Genomic DNA, 22,433 nt, shown 5'->3' on the forward strand with positions numbered 1-22,433 from the left:
GTCCCGTTGCTTGGGCAGCGGAGCCGATCTCTCTGCGCGCCAGGCGCGGGATGAGCACCTTCCCCTCGCGTACGGCCAGCTGCGACTCACCCGCCGCGACGGCCGCCGCCACCAGCTTCCAGGCGGAGAAGCCCGCCTCCACGTCCGCCAGCACGAACCGGTCCGGATGCTCGGCCTGCGCCGACCGCACCAATCCCCACGCCGCCGCGGCCACCACACTCCCGGCCCCGCCACCGGCGGGGTCGAAGACGCCGTGGGTCGCGAACACCAGCCTGCTGCCGGCGAACCGCTCCTCGGTCACCCACCGCCGCACCAGCCCGAGCACCCGCCCGGTCAGCTCGCGCACCGCGACGGGCACCGGCGCCCCCGGAGCTGCCGTGAGGGAGACGACCACGACGTCCGGCACCGGCTCCCCGCCACCGAACCCGTCCTCGACCCTGTCCTCCCCAGCGCCGGCCCTGTCCTCCCCAGCGCCGGCCCTGTCCTCTCCAGCACCGAACCCGTCGAGATCCGGGTACGCGTCCAGCCCCGGCACCGGCTCCCCGGCGGAGACCCACCGGGCGCCGTCGTTGACCGGCTCGACGGTGACCTCGGTCCAGTCGACGCCGTGCGGTACGGGATCCGTGCGGCTGCCGGTCGTACCGGACAGCGCCGCCGCCGGGACCGTACGGACCCGCAGCGACTCCATCGAGAAGACCGGCCGGCCCCCGGCGTCGGCGGCCTCGATGGCCGGACCGGATTGCGACAGGCGGAGCCGGAGCGCCCTGGCCCCGGCGGCGGGCAGCCGCACGCCGCGGAACTCGAACGGCAGCCGCAACTCGTCGCTCGGGTCGGCGATCAGCATCGGGTGGAACATCGCGTCGAAGAGCGCAGGGTGCAGGCCGAACCCGGCCACGTCCACGTCGTCGGCCAGCGCGACCTCGGCGAACAGCTCCTCCCCCTGGCGCCATACCGCCCGCACACCCTGGAAGGCGGGCCCGTAGTCGTAGCCCGCGTCGGCCAGCCGCTCGTAGGCGCCCTCGACGGCGACCGGCGAGGCGCCCGCGGGCGGCCAGGACGTCGCCCAGGCGAGCACGCCCGCGTCAGGGGCCGTGTCCGCGCCGAGCACGCCCGACGCGTGGCGCGTCCACGCGGCCTCGGGCTCACCCGCCGGTCGCGAGTAGATCCCCACCGGCCGCGAGCCGCCACCCTCGGGCCGCCCCACGACCACCTGTACCGCCACGCCGCCCCGCTCAGGCAGCACCAGCGGCGCCTCGAACATCAGCTCCTCGACCAGATCGCAACCGAGCTGGCCACCCGCCTCCAGCGCCAGGTCCACGAGCGCGGCGCCGGGCAGCACGGCCGCGCCCAGCATCACGTGATCGGCCAGCCAGGGCGCGTCGGCCAGCGACAGCCGCCCGGTGAGCACCATCGCCCCGTCGTCGGCCACGTCGACCGCCGCCCCCAGCAGCGGATGACCGACCTGCCGCAACCCGGCCGACGAGACGTCGGCGGCACGCGCGGGCGGGGCGAGCCAGTACCGCTCCCCTTCGAACGCGTACGTCGGCAGGTCCACCTGCGCCCCACCACCGAACAGCGCGGACCAGCCGACCGCCACTCCCGCCACGCACGCCCGCGCCAGGCAGCCGATCAGCGCGTCGGGCTCGGCGAGCCGCTTGCCGGACAGCGCGAGGATCGGGGTGTCCGCCTCGGTGACGCACTCGTGCGCCATGGCGGAGAGCACCGCGGCCGGGCCGACCTCCAGGTACGTGTCCACTCCGTCGGCTTCGAGCCGGACGATCGTGGCGTGGAACATGACGGCCCGGCGGATCTGCTCCACCCAGTAGCCAGGCTCGGCCCAGGAGCCGTCGGGGAGGTTGGGGGCGTACGGGATACGCGGCTCGTGGAACTCCACGCCCGCCAGCTCGGTGGCGAAGTCCGCCAGCATGGGCTCCATCAGCGGGGAGTGGAAGGCGTGGCTGACCGCCAGCCGCCTGGTCCGCCGGCCGAGCTCGCGCCAGTGCTCGGCGACCGCCAGGCACGGCTCCTCCGCACCGGAGACGACGACGCTGGCCGGCCCGTTGACGGCGGCGACGGACACCAGGTGTTCCTGTCCGGCCAGCGTCGGCGCCACCTCCTCGGCGGTCGCCTCGATCGCGACCATCGCGCCCGGCGTGTCCAGCTCCTGCATCAGGCGGGCGCGCGCGGTGATGAGCCGGGCGGCGTCGGCCGACGACCAGACTCCGGCGACGTACGCGGCCGCGTATTCGCCCACCGAGTGCCCGGCGACGTGGTCGGGCGTCACGCCGAGCGCCGCGAGCAGCCGGAAGGCGGCCACCTCGAAGGCGAACAGCGCGGGCTGGGTGTAGCGGGTCTCGTTCAGCAGGTCGGCCTCGGGCGTGCCGGGCTCGGCCCACACGATCTCGCGCAGCGGCCGGTCGAGGTGCTCGTCCAGCTCCGCCCACACCTCGGCCAGCGCTTCGGCGAAGACCGGCGACGCGGCGGCCAGCTCGCGGCCCATGCCGATCCGCTGTCCGCCCTGGCCGGTGAACAGGTAGGCGAGCTTGGGCTTCTCCCGGGCGGCGCCCTCGACCACCTCGGCCACCGGGTGGCCGGCCAGGAAGTCGCCGAGCCGGGCGGCCAGGGCCTCCCGGTCCTCGCCGACCACGACGACGCGGTGCTCGAACAGCGACCTGCCGGTGACCAGCGACCGGGCCACGTCCACCGCCTCGGGGGCGTCCGCCGCTCTGAGGGCGCTCGCTACTCGGGGGGCGCTCGCTGCTTCGGCGGTGTCGGCTGAGGTGACGAGCTCGTGCAGCCGGGCGGCCTGCGCGCGCAGCGACCGGCCGCCGCGGGCGCTGATCACCCAGGCGAGCGGGCCGTTGACGACGGGCGGCTCCTGGTCCGTACGCGGGCTCTCCTCGGCCTCCTCGATGACGAGGTGCGCGTTCGTACCGCTGATGCCGAAGGACGAGACGCCGAACCGGCGCGGATGCTCGCCGCGTACCCACTCCCTGGCCTCGGTCAGCAGCTCCACGCCGCCGGCCGACCAGTCGACGTGCGGGGTCGGCTCGTCCACGTGCAGGGTGGGCGGCAGCACGCCGTGCCGCATCGCCATCACCATTTTGATCACCCCGGCGACGCCGGCCGCGGCCTGCGTGTGGCCGATGTTCGACTTGACCGAGCCGAGCCAGAGCGGGCGGTCGGCCGCGCGGTTGCGGCCGTACGTGGCCAGCAGCGCCTGGGCCTCGATGGGGTCGCCCAGCCGGGTGCCGGTGCCGTGCGCCTCGACGGCGTCGACGTCCCGCGTGTCGAGCCGGGCGTCGGCCAGGGCCCGCTGGACGACGCGTTCCTGGGAGGGGCCGTTCGGGGCGGTGAGCCCGTTGCTGGCGCCGTCCTGGTTGACGGCCGAGCCGCGGATCAGCGCGAGGATCCGGCGGCCGTTGCGCCGCGCGTCCGACAGCCGCTCCAGCACCAGTACGCCGGCGCCCTCCGACCAGGCGGCGCCGTCCGCCGAGGAGGAGAACGACTTGCACCGGCCGTCCGGCGACAGCGCGCGCTGCCGCGAGAACTCGATGAACGGGTCCGCCGTCGCCATCACGGTTACGCCGCCGGCCACTGCCAGCGCGCACTCGCCGCGCCGCAGCGCCTGGACCGCCAGGTGCATCGCCACCAGCGACGACGAGCAGGCCGTGTCGACCGAGATCGCCGGGCCCTCCAGGCCGAAGGTGTACGAGACCCGGCCGGACAGCACGCTGGAAGCGCTGGAGACCATCAGGACGCCCTCGACCGACTCCGGCACGGCACCGCCGGTGTAGCGCAGCGAGTAGTCGTTGTACATGTTGCCCGCGTACACGCCGGTCTGGCTGCCGCGCAGCGTGGCCGGATCGATCCCCGCCCGCTCGAACGCCTCCCAGCAGGTCTGCAGGAACAACCGGTGCTGCGGGTCGGTGGCCAGCGCGCCACGCGGGCTCATCCCGAAGAAGGGCGCGTCGAAGTCGCCGGCGTCGGGCAGGAAGCCGCCGTGCCGGGTGTACGACTTGCCGAGCGCCTCCGGGTCGGGGTCATAGAGGTTCTCGTCCCAGCCCCGGTCGGTGGGGAGGTCACCTATCGCGTCCACACCGGAGGCCACCAGCTCCCACAGGTCCTCGGGCCCCGCCACCCCGCCGGGGAACCGGCATCCCATCCCGACGATCGCTATGGGCTCGTGGCGACGGTCTTCCACCCCGGTGAGGCGCTGCCGAGTCTCCGTGAGCTCGACGGTCACCCTCTTCAGGTAATTGCGCAGCTGTTCCTCAGTCGCCATGGTCGGGCCTTTCCAGAGAGGACCTCAGAGGAGACGTCATTGTTTGGTCGTCGATCAACGCGAAGATCTCCTCGTCCGAGGCGGAATCGATCTTCTCCGCGGCGCCGTTGGACCCGGCGCCGAACCTGGTCATCAGCCCGGCACCGAACCTGGTGACGGCACTCTGCGCGATGGCGACGAGCTTGCCGCGGATGGCCTCGGCGTCGCCGTGCGCGCTGGTCAGCATCGACTCGACCCGCTCGACCGCACCGCGCAGCGTGTCCTCGGGCGAGGGCGCGGCGGGTGCGAGGGTACGGAACAGGTACTCGGCCAGCGCCGTGACCGTGGGGTGGTCGAAGACCAGGGTCGCGGGCAGCCGGAGCCCTGTGTCGCTGTTCAGCCGGTTGCGCAGCTCCACCGCGGTCAGCGAGTCGAAGCCGAGCTCGTTGAAGGCCCGGTCCATGTCCACGTTGCCGGCGCTGCCATGCGCCAGGACGGCCGCGACGTGCGAGCGGACCATGTCCGCCAGGTGGACGCGGGCCTCGGCCTCCGCCATCTTCGCCAGGCGCTCGGCCATGCCGGCCGCTCCCGCCCGCGTGGGGGCGCTCGTGGCGTTCGCGGCAGCGGCCGTCCGGCGGGGCGTACGGACCAGGCCGCGCAGCACTGGCGGCAGCTCGCCCGCCTCGGCCCTGGCGCGCAGCCCGGCGGTGTCCCACCTGGCGGCGACGACCAGCTCGGCCGGGGCGGTGATCGCGCTGTCGAAGAATTCCAGCCCCTGCTCGGCGGTCAGCGGCGCGATACCCGACCGGGCCAGCCTGGCCGTGTCGGCCGCCGACAGCGCTCCGGTCATACCGCTGTCCGCGGTCTCCCACAGCCCCCAGGCCACCGACACGGAGGGCAGGCCGAGCCCGCGCCGGTGTGCCGCGAGCACGTCGAGGAACACGTTGGCGGCGGCGTAGTTGGCCTGACCGGAGTTGCCGATCACGCCCGCCACGGAGGAGAACGTCACCAGCGGGACCTCCGGGACCAGCTCGTGCAGGTACCAGGCGGCGTCGGACTTCGGGGCGAACACCGAGTCGAGCCGCTGCGCCGACAGCCCCTCCACCGTGGCGTCGTCGAGTACGCCCGCCGCGTGCACCACGGCCGCCAGCGGCCGCTCGGCCGGGACGCCGGACAGGAGCCCGGCGAGCGAGTCGCGGTCCGACACGTCGCACGCCGCCACGGTGACCCGCGCGCCGAGCGCCTCCAGCCGGGCCACCAGGTCACCGCTCGCCTCGGGGCCGCGGCGGGAGGCCAGCAGGAGGTCCTTGGCGCCGTGCCGCTCCACCAGGCGGTGCGCCACCAGGGCGCCGAGACTGCCGGTGCCGCCGGTCACCAGGACGGTGCCCGTGCCGGCGTCGAAGAGCTCGGGGGCGTCGGCCGTACGGCGGATCAGGCGCGGGACGAGGACCTTTCCTTCCTGTGAGACCAGGCCTCCCTGTGCGACCAGTCCTTCTTGTGCGACCAGTCCTTCCTGTGCGACCAGTCCCTCCCGCGCGACCAGTCCCTCCCGCGCGACCAGCTGTGACTCACCCGCCGCGACCGCCGCCGCCACCAGTCCCCAGTCGACGGTGGCCGCGTCGACGTCCACCAGCACGAACCGCCCGGGATGCTCGGCCTGCGCCGACCGCACCAGCCCCCACACCGGACCGGCCACCACGCCCGCCACGTCCGCTCCCCCGGGCCGGAACACGCCCTTGGTCACGAACACCATCCGGCACCCGGCGAACCGCTCGTCGCCCACCCAGCCCTGCACCAGGTCGAGCGCCTGGTAGATGCCGTCGCGCACGCCGTAGGGCACGTCGTCGGCATCGGCCTCGGGCAGGTACGGCACCAGAACGGTGCTCGGCATCTCCCCGGCGGTCATCTCGGTCAGGGAGGCGAGGTCGTAGTAACGCGGGGCGTCCACGGCCGCGCCGATCTCGTCGGCGAACTCGTCGTAGCCCACCACGGCCCAGCGCTGCTCGGCCGGGTCCATCGCGGACACCGCCAGGTCGATCCAGTCGAGCGTGTACGAGGCGGCGTCGGACGGGCCGCGCGTGACGGCCCCGTGTCTCGGCACCGGGCGCAGCGTCAGCGCGTCCACCCCGGCGATGCGGTCGCCCGCACCGTCATGGATGTCGAGCGAGACCCGGTCGCCTTCCCCGGCCGCGATCCGTACCCGCAACACCTCGGCGCCGAGCGCGGACACCCGAACGCCACTCCACGCGAACGGCAGCAGCAGCGCCCCTGCCTCCTCGGCCGACTCCAGCACCAGCAGGTGGAGCGCCGCGTCCAGCAGCGCCGGGTGGAGCGTGAACAGGCCCGCGTCCGCGCGCACCGGCTCCGGCAGCGCCACCTCGACGTACGCGTCACCGTCCACCCGCCAGGCCGCGCGCAGCCCCTGGAAGGCGGGGCCGTACTCGTATCCCCGCTCCGCGAGCCGCTCGTACGCGTCGTCCAGGTCGATCTCGACGCCGTCCGCGGGCGGCCAGGCGGCAAGCCGCTCGCCGGCCGCGCCCGCGCCCGCGCCCGTTGCCGTTGCCGTTGCCGTTGCCGTTGCCGTGGCTGCGACTCCGGCTGCGGCTGCGGCTGCGGCGACAACTGGGGCGACGGTCAGGGTGCCGCTGGCGTGGCGGGTCCATCGGGCCTCGTCGTCGTCCGCCGTCCTGCCGTAGACGGTGAGGTCGCGGCGGCCCTCGGCGTCGGCGCCGCCGACCGCGAGCTGCACCTGGACCGCGCCCGTCTCGGGCAGCGGCAGCGGCGCCTCCAGCGTCAGATCCTCGATCTCGTCGCACCCGGCCGTCGCGGCGGCCTCCAGGGCCAGCTCGACGAACGCGGTGCCCGGCAGCAGTACGCCGCCGTCCACGGCGTGGTCGGCGAGCCACGGCAGCGCGCCGCGCGACAGCCGCCCGGTGAGCAGGTACCCGTCGTCGCCCGCCACGGGCACGACCGCGTCGAGCATCGGATGCCGCGGCCCACCGGCCCGTGGGCTCTCGTTGATCCAGTACCTGGTGTGCTCGAAGGGGTAGGTCGGCAGGTCCACGTGATGGCGTGGGGGGTCCGGTACGAGTCCGGCCCGCGTGGCGGCGGCCCGATCGACGGCCGCCCAGTCCACGTCGGCGCCCGACACGTACGCCTGGGCCACCGCCAGCAGCAGGCGCCGCCGGCCGCCGTCGTCGCGGCGGAGCGTCCCGGTGGCGCCGCCGGGAGCGCCCGCGGCCGCCAGGGTGTCCTGGATGTGGCCGGTCAGCACGGGGTGCGGGCTGGCCTCGATGAACAGCGGGGTGCCGTCTCCGGCGAACGCCCCGATCGCCTGCTCGAAATGTACGGGATTGCGAAGGCTGCGGAACCAGTAGCCGGCGTCCAGCCCGGTCGGTTCGACGAAGTCGGCGGCCATGGACGAGCAGAAGGCCACGTCGGTCGGCCGCGGCGCGACCTCGGCCAGGCTGGCGAGCAGTTCGTCGCGGAGCACGTCGACGTGCGGGGTGTGCGAGGCGTAGTCGATGCCGATCTTCCGCACCCGGACCGTCTCACCGCACGCCGCCGCGAACTCGTCCAGCGCGTCCAGTTCCCCGGCGACCACCGTGCTGGCCGGCCCGCTCCGCACGGCCACCCACAGGCGATCCGCCCACGGCTCCAGCCGGACTTCCTCGGCGGGGAGCGCGACGGCGAGCATCCCGCCGGTGCCGCTCAGCTTGACGAGAGCCTGGCTGCGGAGCACGACCACCTTCGCGGCGTCGTCGAGCGTCAACGCCCCCGCGACACAGGCCGCCGCGATCTCACCCTGCGAATGACCCACCACCGCCGCCGGATCCACACCCAGCGACCGCCACACCTCCGCCAGCGACACCATCACCGCGAACAACGCCGGCTGAATGACCTCCGAACCCACCAACTCACCCGCACGCAGCGCACCCACCACAGACCAGCCCGTGTACGGGGCGAGCGCGGCATCACACCGGCTCATCCACTCCCGGAACATCTCACTGGACTCCAGCAGATCCACCGCCATACCCGTCCACTGCGAACCCTGACCCGGGAACACGAACACCGGACGCACATCCGGCAACGCCACACCACTGGTCACCGCCGCATGCGACTCACCCGCGGCCAACGCCGCCAAGCCCGCCACCAACTCATCCCGGTCCGCGGCCACCACCACCGCGCGGTGCGCGAACCGCGCCCGCCGGGCCAGCAGGTGCCCGGCGGCGGGCAGGTCGTCTTGGGGGGCGTCGGTGGCATAGTCGCGCAGGCGCGCGGCGTGCGCTTCGAGCGCGGCCGCCGACTTCGCGGACACCGCCCACACCAGCGGCGCCTCGACCGTCTCGGAGCCCGCGTACGCCGACTCGGGTCCCACATGCGTCGTCTCGGAGACCGCGTGCGCCGTCTCGGGTTCCACATGCGTCGTCTCAGGTCCCGCGTGCGCCGTCTCGGAGACCGCGTACGCCGGCTCGAATGCCTGCTCCAGGATCAGGTGGGCGTTCGTGCCGCTGATGCCGAAGCTGGAGACCGCGGCCCGGGTCGGCCGGTCGTCGGGCAGTTCGACAGGCTCGGTGAGGAGCCGTACCGCGCCGCCGCTCCAGTCCACGTGCGGGGTGGGCTCATCGGCGTGCAGGGTGCGTGGCAGCCTGCCGTGCCGCATCGCCATCACCATCTTGATGACGCCGCCGACCCCGGCCGCGGCCTGCGTGTGGCCGATGTTCGACTTGAGCGAGCCGAGCCAGACGGGTCGTTCGGGATCGCGGTCCGCGCCGTACGCGGCGATGATCGACTCGGCCTCGATCGGGTCGCCGAGCCGGGTGCCGGTGCCGTGCGCCTCCACCGCGTCCACCTCGGCGGCGGCGAGCCCGGCGTCGGCCAGCGCCTGCCGGATCACCTCCTGCTGAGCCTGGCCGTTCGGTGCGGTGAGGCCGTTGCTGGCGCCGTCCTGGTTCACCGCGCCGCCCCGGATCACGGCGAGCACCGGGTGCCCCAGGCGGCGCGCGTCGGACAGCCGCTCCAGCAGCAGCATCCCGGCGCCCTCGCCCCAGCCCGTGCCGTCCGCGCCCGCCGCGAACGCCTTGCACCGGCCGTCGGGGGCCAGCCCTGACTGACGGCTGAACTCCACGAAGATCCCCGGGCTGGACATCACCGTCGCGCCGCCGGCCAGGGCCAGCGAACACTCGCCGCGCCGCAGCGCCTGCATCGCCAGGAAGATCGCCACCAGCGACGAGGAGCAGGCCGTGTCGGCGGTGATGGCGGGCCCGCGCAGGCCCAGCGCGTACGCGATCCGCCCGGACGCGACGCTGAGCGCGGTGCCTGTCAGCAGGTGCCCGTCGACCGTCCCGGTGGCCTGGTGCAGCCGGGGGCCGTAGTCGGAGGCCATGGCGCCCACGAACACGCCGGTGGCCGAGCCGCGCAGCCCCGCCGGGTCGAGCCCGGCCCGTTCGACCGCCTCCCAGCTGACCTCCATCAGCAGCCGCTGCTGGGGATCCATGGCGGTGGCCTCGCGCGGGCTGATGCCGAAGAACGCGGCGTCGAACCGATCGGCGTCGTGCAGGAAACCGCCGTACCTGGTGTCGCTGGTACCCGACCGGTCGGGGCCGGCCGCGAACAGCGCGTCCAGGTCCCAGCCTCGGTTGGCGGGGAACTCGGTGATCGCGTCGGTGCCGGAGCTGACGAGCCGCCAGAGCTCCTCGGGCGAGTCCGCCCCACCGGGATACCGGCACCCCATGGCCACGATGGCGATCGCGTCGGCGTCGTCAGCGGGATCGCCGCCGGAGCCCCCGACAAGGTCGCCGTCGGGGTCCCCGACGAGGTTGTCAGCGGGCGCGTCGTCGGCGGGGGTGGCCGTGGCGAGATCGCTCTGGTGGGCGGCGGACGACGCTGCGGATCCGCCGTCGTCGAGGAGGGTCCGCAGGTGGGCGATCAGCAGATCGGGGGTCGGGTGGTCGAACAGCAGGCTGGTCGGCAGCCGCAGCCCGGTCGCGCTCCGCAGCCGGTGCCTGAGGTCCTCCGCCGTGGCCGACTCGAGCCCGAGATCCTTGAACGTCCTGCCCGGCTCCACACCGGCCGCGTCCTCGTACCCGAGCAGCCCGGCCAGGACGGTCAGCACCAGCTCACGCACCTCACGCCGCGAAAGCCCGCCCCCCACCGAACCGGGACCATGGCCGCTGGCGTCGCCAGCCGCCGCGGCACCCCCGCCGCCTGCGGGAACCGGCTGCGCCGCCGAACGCCGGGCATCTCCGGGGAGCGTCTGCGCTGCGGAGCGCCGAGCGTCTGCGGGCAGCGACGGCCAGTGGCGTTCGCGCTGGAACGCGTACGTGGGCAGCTCCACCAGCTCCGCCCCCGCCACCGGATCGGGTCCGGTCCAGTCGACCTCGGCCCCCCGCGTGTACGCCTCGGCGAGTGAGCGCCGGAACCGCGCCGGCCCGCCCTCACCCCGCCGCAAAGTCCCGATGATCGCGGCCTCGCGGTCCGCTTCCTCGGCCGTCTCCTCGATCCCGGCTCCCAGCACCGGATGCGGGCTGCACTCCACGAACAGGCCGCCCTGGTGGTCGAGCGCCCGCCGGGTCGCCTGCGCGAACCTGACCGGCTGCCGGAGGCTGCGATACCAGTAGCCGGCGTCGAGTTCGGCCGTGTCGATCGGCTCGCCGGTGAGCGTCGAGACGAACAGCGTCCCCGCGCTCACCGGCCGTACGGGGGCCAGCGCCGCCAGCACCTCGTCGCGGATCTCCTCGACCTCGGCCGAGTGTGAGGCGTAGTCGACCGGGATGATCCTGGTGCGGTACCCGTCGTCGGTGAGCCGTCGTCCCAGGTCGTCGAGCGCCTCAAGCCGCCCGGAGACGACCACGGACCTCGGCCCGTTGTAGGCGGCGATCGACACGTCCCCCGCCAGCGAGCGGATCGCCGACTCGACCACGTCGAGGGGGGCGGCGATCGACATCATCCCGCCGCGCCCGGCGATTCCGGCGATGGCGCGGCTGCGCAGGGCCACGACCCTGGCCGCGTCGGGCATGGACAGCGCGCCGACGACGGTGGCGGCCGCGATCTCGCCCTGCGAGTGGCCGATCACCATCTCGGGCTCGACGCCGTACGAACGCCACAGGCCGGCGAGCGACACCATGACGGCCCACAGCGCGGGCTGCACCACGTCGACCCGGTCGAAACCGGGCGCGCCCGGCGCCCCACGCAACACGTCGAGCAGCGCGTAGTCGACGAACGGTTCGAGTGCTCCCGCACACGCCTCGGCGTGCGCCGCGAACACCGGCGAGCCCGCGAGCAGGTCACGAGCCATCTCCGGCCACTGCGACCCCTGCCCCGGGAAGACGAACACCCGGCGGCCACCGGCTCCGGACCCGGCGACCACGGACCCAGTGATCACGGACTCGTCCAGCCGCCCGGCCGCCAGCGCCGCCAACCCCGCCTGCCGGTCGGTGCCCAGAAGCACCGCCCGGTGCTCGAACAAGGCCCGACTCCGCAACAACGCCAGCGCCACAGCCCCAGGCTCGGTACCGGTATGGGGGCCGACGTGCGAGTCGGCATGGGAGCCGACTTGCGGGCCAGCATGGGAGCCGGCGGACGGGCCGGCATGGGAGCCGGCGGACGGGCCGACGTGGGCGGTCAGTCGCTCGGCCTGGGCGCTGAGTGCTCGGGCTGAGCGCGCCGACAGCACCCAAGGCGTGTCCTCGCTCGCCGACCGGACGCCGTACTCGCTCCGCGGCGCCTCCCCCAGCACCAGGTGGCAGTTGGTGCCGCCCATGCCGAACGAGCTGACGCCCGCGACGAGCGGCCGGTCGGCGCGGGGCCACGGACGGGTGTCGCGCACGACCTCCAGCCCCAGCTCGTCCAGCGGGATGTCCGGGTTGGCCGTCTCGAAGTTCAGGCTGGGCGGCAGCTCGCGCCGCTCCAGGCTCAGCACGACCTTGACCAGTCCCGCGATCCCGGCGGCGCCTTCGAGGTGCCCGATGTTGGTCTTCACCGACCCGACCAGCAGCGGCGACGCGCCATCCGCATGGTCGGGGCCGTAGGCGGCACCGAGGGCGGCGGCCTCGATCGGGTCGCCGACCTTCGTGCCGGTGCCGTGCAGCTCGACGTACTGGACGTCGCCCGGCTCGACGCCGGCGCGCTCGCAGGCCAGCCGGATGACCTCCTCCTGCGCCCGCCGGCTCGGCACGGTGAGCCCGTCGCCGCCGCCGTCGTTGTTGACGGCGCCGCCGAGGATCACGCACCGGATCGGGTCGCCGTCGGCGAGCGCCGCGGACAGCGGCTTGAGTACGACGAGCGCCCCGCCCTCGCCGCGTACGTAGCCGTTGGCCCGGTCGTCGAAGACGTAGCAGCGGCCGTCCGGCGACAGCGCGCCGAAGTTGCCGATGGCGGCGGTGGTCTCGGCCAGCAGGTTGAGGTTCACGCCGCCGGCGAGCGCCAGCCCGCTCTCGCCGCGCCGCAGGCTCTCGCAGGCCATCTGTACGGCCAGCAGCGACGAGGACTGCCCGGCGTCCAGCGTCAGGCTGGGCCCCCGCAGGCCGAGGAAGTAGGAGACGCGGTTGGCGATGATCGCCCGGTTCGCCCCGGTGTAGGCGTGTCGCCCGAGGCCATTGGCCCCCACCCGGTCCTGCAGCGCCGCGTAGTCGTTGGAGATCGCCCCCAGGAACACCCCGGCGCCGCTCCCGCTCAGCCGGGACGGCACCACGCGCGCGCTCTCCAGCGCCTCCCAGGCCAGCTCCAGTACGAGGCGCTGCTGGGGGTCCATGGCGGCGGCCTCGTTCGGCGAGATCCCGAAGAAGGCGGCGTCGAAGCGGTCCACGTCCGAGAGGAAGCCGCCACGCCGGTAGGCCGCGGCCGACCCGTCCGGCCACCGGCCCTCGGGCACGGCCGTGACGGCGTCCACGCCATCGCGCAGCAATTGCCAGAACCGTCCGGGATCGGCGGCCTGAGGAAGCCGGCAGGAAACGCCGACCACGGCGACGGGCTCCACGGCGACGGACTCCGCGGCGGACGAAAAGCGACCGGTCCGCGACCGGCCGGTGTCCCCGGCAGCCGTACCGTTTAGCTGAATCGACTCACCGACCATCAATGCGCCACCTCAAGCTTCGGGCATCATCACCAACAAGACAGTGCCGGTTTCCATAAAGACGATCGCTTTGAATAGTTGCTGTGACCCTAATCGCAGCGCCGTTTCCGGACCACGGTCGCGGGCTGGCACCTTGTTTCCGGCAGAAGCTGCCAGCGCGGGCGCGTTGACATAGGTGTATGCGGTTCGCATCCTGTGTGGGACAGGTAGCGACATTGGCCTGAGAGTTCTGCCGAGCCGAAATGGATAAAGCGCCGCCTTTTACCGGAGCGCGCTCCAGGGGCCCGGTGCGATCCGCAGTACGTGCGCGTGTGGAGGGCCGTCAGCGGGGCCACTGTCAGCGGTCCGCCCGCCGAACAGCTCACGAGGAGACCACATGCCCGTCGACGCCCCCTTGAGCAACGGCCAGCTATGGAGCTGGCGAGAAGTGGAGCGCTACCCCGAGGACTGGATGCGGGACGCCAACCTGCCGACGACCTGGGACCTGCGCGGCCTCCCCCTGGACCGGGTCATGACGGCGTTGCGGCGGCTCGTCGACCGGCACGAATGCCTGCGCACCACCTACCACGTGCGAGACGGGCAGCCCGTGCAGCGGATCCACCGGACGGTGACGCCGCCGGTCGAGCACGTGGACCGCGTGATCACCGACCGCGGCGACCCGGAGCGTACCAAGGAGCAGCTGGCCACGATCCCGTTCCCGATGACCGACGCGCTGCCCTGGCGCGGCGTGCTCGTCACGACCGACGGGTCTCCGGTCTTCCTCGCACTGTCGTTCTCCCACCTGATCGTGGACGTGTGGTCGATCCATCATCTGCAGGACCAGTTCCGCGCCCTGGTGGCCGACCCGGACGCCCACGCGCAGATGGGTCCCACCCTGCGTGAGCTGGCCCACCGGCAGCGCGACGAGTCGTGGCGCGGCCAGCAGGAGAGCTCCGAACGCTACTGGCGACGAGTGCTCACCGACGGCCTGATGGACGAGCTGCCCACGCTCCCCGCCCGCGTCGAGCGGAACCGGATCGAGGCCACGCTGCACTCCCGCCGCCTGGGCGGGCTCGCCGCCGAGGCCGCCAAGCGCCACGGCGTGACACCGCCCGCGGTGCTGATGGCCTTCATCGCCGCCGGCCTCGCCCGGCACACCGGCACCGACCGGGTCACGATGAGCCTGATGGCCTCCAACCGGTTCGCCGAGGAGCACCAGCACGTCGTCGGCACCATGAACCAGCTCATTCCGGTCAGCGCCACCGTCGATCCGGGCGCCACGCTGGCCGAGCACGTCAAGCGCTGGCACTGGGCGAGCGCGCGCACGTACCGCTACTCCTGCTACGACTTCGACCGCGTCGCCGCGCTGGCCGCCGACGCGGCCACGCACAGCGGGCAGGAGCCGGGGCACGACTGCTGGTTCAACCACCTGTTCCGCAGCTGGTTCAACTACATGCAGATCGACCGCGCCCCGCTGAACCCCGCCGACCCGACTCCCGCCGAGCTGGTCTGGACGCCGCTGGCGCAGCAGTACGGCCAGGCGTTCCGGGTGCGGGTGGCGGTCCAGGGCGGCCTCACCAGTGTCATGCTGCTCGCGGATCCGACGATCATCCCGCCCGAGGCCGCGACCGACATCCTGCGGGCGATGGCGCTCGGCGTACAGCTCGCGGTGACCGACCCGAAGACGTGCCTGAAGGACCTGTGGAGCGCCAGGAGCGAGGGCCTGCCGCCGTCGCTGTTCCCCTCTGAGGTGCCGGCGCCGCCGGAGTAGACGTCCGCAGGCCGGCGCGACAGCCCCCGCCGCGCCGGCCTGCGGATCCCCACCCGCGGCGACAAAGCCGAAGGGCCCGCAGGGGTACTGCGGACCCGCCTTCATTCCCGGCTCAGACCAGCACCTCAACCGGTGCCGGGTGGCTCAGGAACGCGGTGGGGCTGGCCGTCAGTCCGTACGCACCGGCCTGGAACAGCACGATCAGATCCCCCACCCCCACCTTCGGCAGCGAGACGTCGTCCCCCAGCAGGTCGAGCGGGGTGCACAGGCAGCCGACCACGGTCACGGCCTCCTCGGGCGGGTCGTCCATCCGGTTCCCCACCGCGATCGGGTAGTTGCGCCTGATCACCTGGCCGAAGTTGCCCGAGGCCGCGAGCTGGTGGTGCAGGCCGCCGTCCACGACGACGAACACCTTGCCGCGCGACTCCTTGCGGTCCACCACGCGCGTGACGTACACGCCCGCCTCACCGACCAGATAGCGCCCCAGCTCGACGACGACCCGCGCCTCCGGCAGCCGGGGCCGGACCAGCCCGTCGACCAGCCGCGCCAGGTTGTCGCCGATCGGGCCGAGGTCGAGCGGCCGGTCGCGCAGCGCGTACGGGATGCCGAAGCCGCCGCCGATGTTGACGTAGCGCACGGGCCCGGGCGCCGCGTCGGCGAAGCCGAGAATCAGCTCGACGGTACGGCGCTGCGCCTCGCAGATGTTGTCGACCCGCAGGTTCTGCGAACCGGCGAACACGTGGAAGCCCTGGAAGTCGAGGTCGTCGCCGGTCAGCCCGGCCAGGACCGCGGGGATCCGCTCCGCGTCGATGCCGAACTGCTGCGGCCCCCCGCCCAGCCGCAGGCCGGAGCCGCGGATCGCGAAGTCGGGGTTGACGCGCAGCGCGACCCGCGCGGGAACGCCCACGGCGGCACTCGCCGACCGGACCCGCTCCACCTCCAGCTCGGACTCCAGCTCGACGGTGACGCCGGCGGCGACCGCCTGCGTCAGCTCGGCCATGGACTTGCCGGGCCCGGCGAAGCTGATCCGCGAGGCGGGCACCGGGGTGTCGAGGGCGTGCCGCATCTCCTGCCCGGAGGCCACGTCGAAGCCGTCGACCAGGCCGCTCATGTGCTGGAGCAGGGCCGGCATCGGATTGGCCTTGACCGCGTAGCTGAGCTCGACATCCTCGGGCAGGGCCGCGCGCACCGAGGCCACCCGCCGGTTGACGAGCTCCCTGTCATAGGCGAAGAACGGCGTGCTCCCCACGCGGGCGGCCAGCCGCTCGACGGGGATGCCGCCTACGGTGAGCTGGCAGTCGTACCTGCCGTACCAGCCGCTCGGGAGGGCGGTCACCAGGTCACCGACCTGCGCAGCTCCGTACGGTCGAACTTGCCGTTGCCCGATCTCGGCAGCCGGTCGCGCACCACCACCCGGCGCGGGACCATGTAGCGCGGCAGGTCGCGTTCGAGCGCCTTGACCAGCGTCTCGGTGTCGCACGCCGCGCCGCTCGGCCCGCTGACGACGAGCACCACCTGCTGGCCGAGCGTGTCGTCGGCGACGCCGAACGCCACCGCCTCGCCCACCAGCCCGGTGGCGTAGGCCGCCTCCTCGATCTCGCTGGGGCTGACCCGGTATCCGGAAGTCTTGATCATCTCGTCGGTACGTCCCACGAAGTAGATGAATCCCTCGTCGTCGCGGTAGGCGACGTCGCCCGACCAGACCGCGAGCTCGCTCCCCCACGGGCTGCCGCCCGGCGGGTAGGGGCGGAACCGTTCGGCGGTGCGTTCGGGGTCGTTCCAGTAGCCGAGCGCCACGAGCGCGCCACGGTGCACGATCTCCCCTTTCTCGCCGGGCTCGCACACGCCGCCGTCCGGGCGTACGACGAGGATCTCCGCGTTGGGAATCGCCTTCCCGATCGAGTCGGGCCTGCGGTCGACCTGCTCGGGGTCGAGGTAGGTGGAGCGGAAGGCCTCCGTCAGCCCGTACATGAGGTACGGCCTGGCCTGCGGGAACGTGGCCCGCAGCGAGTCCAGCGCGGGCTTGGGCAGGCGCCCGCCGGTGTTGGCGAAGTAACGCAGACGACGGGTGGCCGCCTCCGGCCAGGTCTGCGCCGCGAGCTGCAGCCACAGCGGCGGTACGCAGGTCAGCCCGGTGACGCCGTGCCGCGCGCACAGGCGGACCACCGCGCCGGGCACCAGGTAGTTCACCAGCACGACGTGCGCGCCCGCGATGAAGGAGGTGGTGAGCTGGCTGAAGCCGGTGTCGAAGCTCAGGGGGAGCACGCCGAGCACCACGTCGTCACGGGTGTGGCCGAGGTAGTGGGCGACGCTGCGGGCGCCGGCGAGCAGGTTCCGGTGCGACAGGACGACGCCCTTGGGGCTGCCGGTGCTGCCCGAGGTGTAGAGGATCGCCGCCACGTCGGCGTCGATCACCCCCTCGGGAGCCGGGCCCGCTTCGGAGGCGTCCACCCCCTCAGGAGCCGGGCCCGCTTCGGAGGCGTTCACCCCCTCAGGAGCCGATCCCTCCTCGTCGGAGGCGCACAGCTGGGACCAGGGCGTGACCGGGAGCGGCTCCGGGACGCGCGGCCGGTCGCCGATGAGGATCAGGTGGCGCAGCGACTCCACCTCCTGGAGCCGGGCGCCGACCAGGCGGTGCCGCTCGACCGAGGTGACCACCGCGACCGCCCCGCAGTCGGCGGCCACATAGCCCACCTGCTGCGGCTTGAACAGCGGATTGACCGGCACGAACACCCCGCCGGCCGCGGACACGGCGAGCATGGCGACGACGGTCTCGATCCGCTTCTCCAGGTAGACGACGACCCGCTCGCCCCGGCGCAGCCCGAGACGGCGCAGCCCGCTCGCGGCGCGGCCGACGCGGCGGGTCAGCTCGCCGTAGCTGAGCGTCTCGTCCTGGTAGGTCACGGCGGGGCGATCAGGATCGCCGCACCGCACCACGTCATCGACTCGCGTCAGCATCGGCGATCCTCACACTCGTAACGGTGCTCGCTCGTCACCGACGGTTCCTTGGGGGTGAATCAGCGCGGATAGGGCCTGCCACAGCGAGCCGACGGTGTCGAACGTCTCCTCGTTGAGGAGGTCGTCGGGCAGCTCGATGTCGTAGCGGTCCTCGATGTCGGCCAGCAACCGCACCACGCCCATCGAGTCGAGGCCGAGGCCCGCCAGCTCGTCGGACGCCGAGAAGTCGCCCGCGTCCGCGTACGGCAAATGCGAGCGCAGAATATTCTGAAACTCGGGTGGTATTTCCAACATAGTCACCGCGCCACCTCAGGCCGAAAGCCGAGCCGCTCAATGCTGTTCGCTCCGAGCTTGGCCGAATGCGCGACGAAGCGTCAAGCCCGCCATTCCAGAAAAGCGGCCGGCGCCGTTGGCAGGTAATCGCCTTCCGGAGCCGGTCATCGGCGCCCGGTTGTCGCACTCCGCACCGGCGCAGATTATGAAGCACATTCAAAGTGTTGCAACTCGCATCACCGGCGACCGGCGCACATGGGGAGGCTGAGTTGTCCGCCGCGAAGAACGCGAATCTGTGCTGGGGCCAGCGTTACATGTGGCTGAAATACCACCGGCTGCCGCCGGGCGAACGGCATGACACGCACATCGTGCTGCGGCTCGCCATCCCGCACGACGTCTCGGTGGCGAACTGCCGCGCGGCGATCAACTACCTGACGCGCCGCCACGAGTCGCTGCGGACCACCTACCATCTCGACCCCGGGCCGGAGCCGCGCCAGCAGGTGCACCCGCCGGCCGCGCTGCCGATCCTCCTGGCGACCACCGAACGCGACGGCACCCCTGCCCCCGCCGAGATCGTCGAGCGGCTCGGCACCACCGCCTTCCGCCTCGACGCCGACTGGCCGATCCGCGCCTGCGTCATCACCACGGGCGGCGTCCCCAAGCAGATCGTCCTGGTGCTCAACCATCTGGCCGTGGACGCGTGGACGGTCCGGGAGATCAAGCGCGAGCTGACCGTCCAGTGCGCCGGCTTCAGTTCCCGGCGACCGGCCGCGCTGGAACCCGTCCGCAACCAGCCGTCGGACCTGGCCCGCCACGAGTCGTCGGCCGAGGCCACCGCCGTGGCGGCCCGCTCCCTGGCGTACTGGGCCGAGGAGATCACCCGCCTCCCGGCCGACCCGTTCGCCGCCCGACGCGTCCCCAATAGCGCCCCCGATGGCGGGCCGGTGACGCGGAGTGCGGCGTTGACGTCTCCTGCGCTGCTCGACGCCGTACGGCGTATCGCCGCCGCGGACCAGGTGTGGCCGTCGCTGGTCCACGTGACCGCGTACACCGCCATGATGGCCGCCTACACCGGGCTCGGGACGGTCGCGCACCTGTCGTTCTCCGGCAACCGCGAGCCCGGCCCGTACGCGGGCGTGATGACGTGCATGTTCGCGCCGATGCTGGTGACCGTCGACTGCCACGACGACCCGACGTTCGCGGAGCTGCTGCGCCGGGTGGCCGAGCGTTTCGAGCTCGCCCGGACGCACTCGTCCGTGCCCTATGACGAGGTCGTGGAGCTGGTGTCGCGCGAGGGATCGCGGCGTGGCCTGCCGATACGCCTCGGGTCGGAGGTCAACTTCATCAAGCAGCGTTCCAGCGAGGCGCGGGCCCGGCGCACCACGTTCGCCTGGAAGCCGGTGCCGACGGCCTGGGCGTACGAGGAGATGGACACGTACTTCAGGATCGACGAGTGGCGTGACGCGGTCGTCGTCGGCTTCCACGCCCGGTCCTCGGTCATGGGAGCCGGTGACATGGAGCGCTTCCTGCGCGGCTACGAGACCGTCCTGCTCGCCGGGGACGACCTCCGGATCAGCGACGTCACGCGCCTCGCCGGCTTCAGCACACCGGCGCCCCACAGCACACCCGCCCCCGACCGCCGACCGGCGCTCGCCTCCAAAGAGCGACCAGCGCTCGCCCCCGAAGACCGACCGGCGTTCGCCCCCGAGGCCGGGCAGGCGCTCGCCGAGGTCGTCCGGCAGGTGAACGGGCTCGGCGAGGTGGACCTGTCCGACAGCTACACGCTCGCCGGCGGCCGGGCCCTGCGGATCCCCCGGGTCCTGGCCCTGCTGGCGGCCCACGGATGGGCGGGCGCCTCCGTCCACCACCTGACCGGCCCCCAGCCGCTGCGGGCGCTGGCCGGCACGCTGACCCCGGTCACCGCAGCGCCCCCTGAGATCACCCCGGAAGCCGTCATCGAGTCTCCGAGGCACGTACTCTCCCAGCCCTGACCCACCCTGGAGTGGTCCACCATGACAGACGCACTCGCCGCCCGAGTATCCAAGAGTCACCAGCTCGTCGGCTCCGAAGAGGAGCTGCGCCGGCTGATAGACCGTGAGCTGACCGCCTCCGGCATAGAGAACCTGGTCGTCATGGGCGGCCATTTCATGCTTTTCGAGGATGAGGGGAAGCTCGTCCCCGGCGTCATCGAGGCGCAAGGGTCCGAGCTGATGCGGCGCCGGATCGCCGGCCGGGTGGGGATCTTCCCGGAGTACAGCTGGCAGCTGTCGGCCGACCTCCTCAAGTCGTACGCGCGGACCCGCACCGACGTGCGGCTGCTGCTGCTGGTCAACGACTGGCAGTACGTGCCCACGTCGGGCCGCCCGGCGAGCGAGCTGCGGGCGGAGTTCTTCGAGCGCTTCACCGGCCTGCCAGCGGAGTACGAGCGGATCCTGCGCGAGGCCGGGTTCGGGCCGGACCGCGTGCTGCCGAGCCGTAAGCACCCGCTGGCCTTCCCCGAGACCTGGCTCAAGTACCGCTTCCAGAAGGCCGCCGACCGGTTCGTCAAGCAGGGGCGCCTGGAGAAGCGGTATCTCGAGTCGGGCACGAAGGACACCGAGGTGGCCTTCCTCGACGACGAGGGCAACTACCGCACGCTGATCAGCTGCGGCATCACCGGATGCGCCGGCGAGATCACCGAGATGATCTCCGAGGTGCACAACGCCGGCTATCGGGCGATCGTCATCTTCGCGCCTGGTGAGTGTCTCGCACCCGTCCAGACGGGCGTCGACATCGCCCTGGAGCTCTACCGGCTGTCGGACATGCTGGTGATCATCGCCGACCCCGGTGGGAGCGGGGAGATGTCCACGGACGAGATCTACTCGAAGCTCGTGACGGTCAGCACGTTCAGGAGCTGACGCGGCGCGAGACGGACCACCGAAAGTGACGGGCCGCCCATGAAGATCATTTATCTGGACAACTGCGCCACCACCCGCGTGGACGACGAAGTGGTCGACGCGATGCTGCCGTACCTGAGAGAGGACTTCGGCAACCCGTCGTCGCCGCACGTCCTCGGCAAGCAGGCCCGCCGCGCGGTGGACCTCGCCGCCGTGTCCGTGGCCGAGCTCCTGGGCGCCGACCCGCGCGGCATCGTCTTCACCTCCGGCGCGACCGAGAGCAACAACATCGCGCTGCTGGGCATGTTCGCCCATGAGGAGCCCGCGCCCGTCAACGCGCTGTTCTGCCCGACCGACCACAAGTCCGCGCTGGCCATCGGCCGGGCACTGGCCGGGCGGGGCATCGAGACCCGCACGATGGCGGTACGCCAGGACGGGCTGATCGACCTGACCCGGCTGGCCGAGCAGCTCGACGTCCACTCCCGCGTCGCCACCGCCGCCCTGGTCAACAGCGAGATCGGCGCCATCCAGCCGATGGCGGAGCTGGCCACGCTCTGCCACGAGGTCGGCTGCCTGCTGCACGTGGACGCCGCCCAGGCGGCCGGCCGGATCCCGATCGACGTGGTCGAGGCCGGGGTGGACACGCTGTCGATCTCCGGGCACAAGGTACGCGGCCCGAAGGGCATCGGCGCCCTGTACGTGCGGCCCGGCGTGCGCCTGCGGCCGATCACGTACGGCGGCGGCCAGTACGAGCTGCGCAGCGGGACCATCCCCACGCACCTCGTGGTGGGGCTGGGCAAGGCGTGCGAGCTGGCGCTGCGGCGGCTCGACGACGACTGGATGCGGGCCGTACGGCTGCGCGAGGCGGCCCTCGAACTGCTCACCACCCGGCTCCCGGGCGTGCGGATCAACGGCGATCCGCTCACCGGAGTGCCTCATGTGCTCAACGTGGTGCTACCCGGGGTCCGGGGGGAGAGTCTGGTCTCCAGCCTGCGTACCGTGGCCGTGTCCACCGGGTCCGCGTGCAACTCCGACTCCCAGGAGCCCTCACACGTCCTGACGGCGATCGGGGTGAGCGCCGAGGACGCGAACAGCTCCATCCGGATGTGCCTCGACCCGCGCATGGCGTTCGACGAGCTGGTGCGGGGCGTCGAGCTGGTCTGCGAGCGGGCCCTGGACCTGGCCGCGGTGTCGGTCGCGATGCAGGCCACATGACGTACGGCGACGGGCCCGCCGGGG

At 72.9% G+C, this 22,433-nt stretch carries 9 protein-coding genes; 4 read left to right on the forward strand and 5 right to left on the reverse strand.

What is annotated here, in order from left to right; all coding sequences use genetic code 11:
• On the reverse strand, window positions 1-4,285 hold a 4,285-nt coding region (locus AB0H88_RS22085; protein WP_357647182.1), incomplete at its 3' end, for a beta-ketoacyl synthase N-terminal-like domain-containing protein.
• A complete protein-coding gene (locus AB0H88_RS22090) occupies window positions 4,275-13,241 on the reverse strand; it encodes an SDR family NAD(P)-dependent oxidoreductase (protein ID WP_357647184.1) in 8,967 nt (2,988 codons plus the stop codon). The genes AB0H88_RS22090 and AB0H88_RS22085, both read right to left, overlap by 11 nt.
• A gap of 472 nt (window positions 13,242-13,713) precedes the next feature.
• On the opposite strand from AB0H88_RS22090, the gene AB0H88_RS22095 reads away from it, so the two are divergent.
• Entirely contained in the window at window positions 13,714-15,087 is a 1,374-nt protein-coding gene (locus AB0H88_RS22095) for a condensation domain-containing protein (RefSeq protein ID WP_357647187.1), read from the forward strand.
• Between the two features lie 112 nt (window positions 15,088-15,199).
• Here AB0H88_RS22095 and AB0H88_RS22100 read toward each other — a convergent pair whose 3' ends face one another.
• From AB0H88_RS22100 to AB0H88_RS22110, 3 genes are read right to left on the reverse strand one after another with little or no spacing between them, the layout of a single operon-like run.
• The gene (locus AB0H88_RS22100) at window positions 15,200-16,423 is read right to left on the reverse strand and encodes a pyridoxal-dependent decarboxylase, exosortase A system-associated (protein ID WP_357647189.1); all 1,224 of its coding nucleotides are present in this window, start codon (window positions 16,421-16,423) and stop codon (window positions 15,200-15,202) included.
• The gene (locus AB0H88_RS22105; protein WP_357647191.1) at window positions 16,420-18,045 is read right to left on the reverse strand and encodes an acyl-CoA ligase (AMP-forming), exosortase A system-associated; all 1,626 of its coding nucleotides are present in this window, start codon (window positions 18,043-18,045) and stop codon (window positions 16,420-16,422) included. The genes AB0H88_RS22100 and AB0H88_RS22105 overlap by 4 nt, the downstream gene beginning before the upstream one ends.
• A gap of 9 nt (window positions 18,046-18,054) precedes the next feature.
• The gene (locus AB0H88_RS22110) at window positions 18,055-18,294 is read right to left on the reverse strand and encodes a phosphopantetheine-binding protein (protein ID WP_357647193.1); all 240 of its coding nucleotides are present in this window, start codon (window positions 18,292-18,294) and stop codon (window positions 18,055-18,057) included.
• 293 nt (window positions 18,295-18,587) lie between these two features.
• Between AB0H88_RS22110 and AB0H88_RS22115 the strand changes: the two genes are divergently transcribed.
• From AB0H88_RS22115 to AB0H88_RS22125, 3 genes are read left to right on the forward strand one after another with little or no spacing between them, the layout of a single operon-like run.
• Window positions 18,588-20,309, forward strand: coding sequence for a condensation domain-containing protein (locus AB0H88_RS22115; RefSeq protein ID WP_357647195.1), 1,722 nt, complete (start codon window positions 18,588-18,590; stop codon window positions 20,307-20,309).
• A gap of 21 nt (window positions 20,310-20,330) precedes the next feature.
• Entirely contained in the window at window positions 20,331-21,215 is an 885-nt protein-coding gene (locus AB0H88_RS22120) for an LPD16 domain-containing protein (RefSeq protein ID WP_357647197.1), read from the forward strand.
• A 39-nt stretch (window positions 21,216-21,254) separates the two neighbouring features.
• A complete protein-coding gene (locus tag AB0H88_RS22125) occupies window positions 21,255-22,409 on the forward strand; it encodes a cysteine desulfurase family protein (protein WP_357647199.1) in 1,155 nt (384 codons plus the stop codon).
• Window positions 22,410-22,433 lie beyond the last annotated feature (24 nt).

The sequence above is a fragment of the Nonomuraea sp. NPDC050680 genome (assembly GCF_040654555.1).
Taxonomy (GTDB): Bacteria; Actinomycetota; Actinomycetes; order Streptosporangiales; family Streptosporangiaceae; genus Nonomuraea.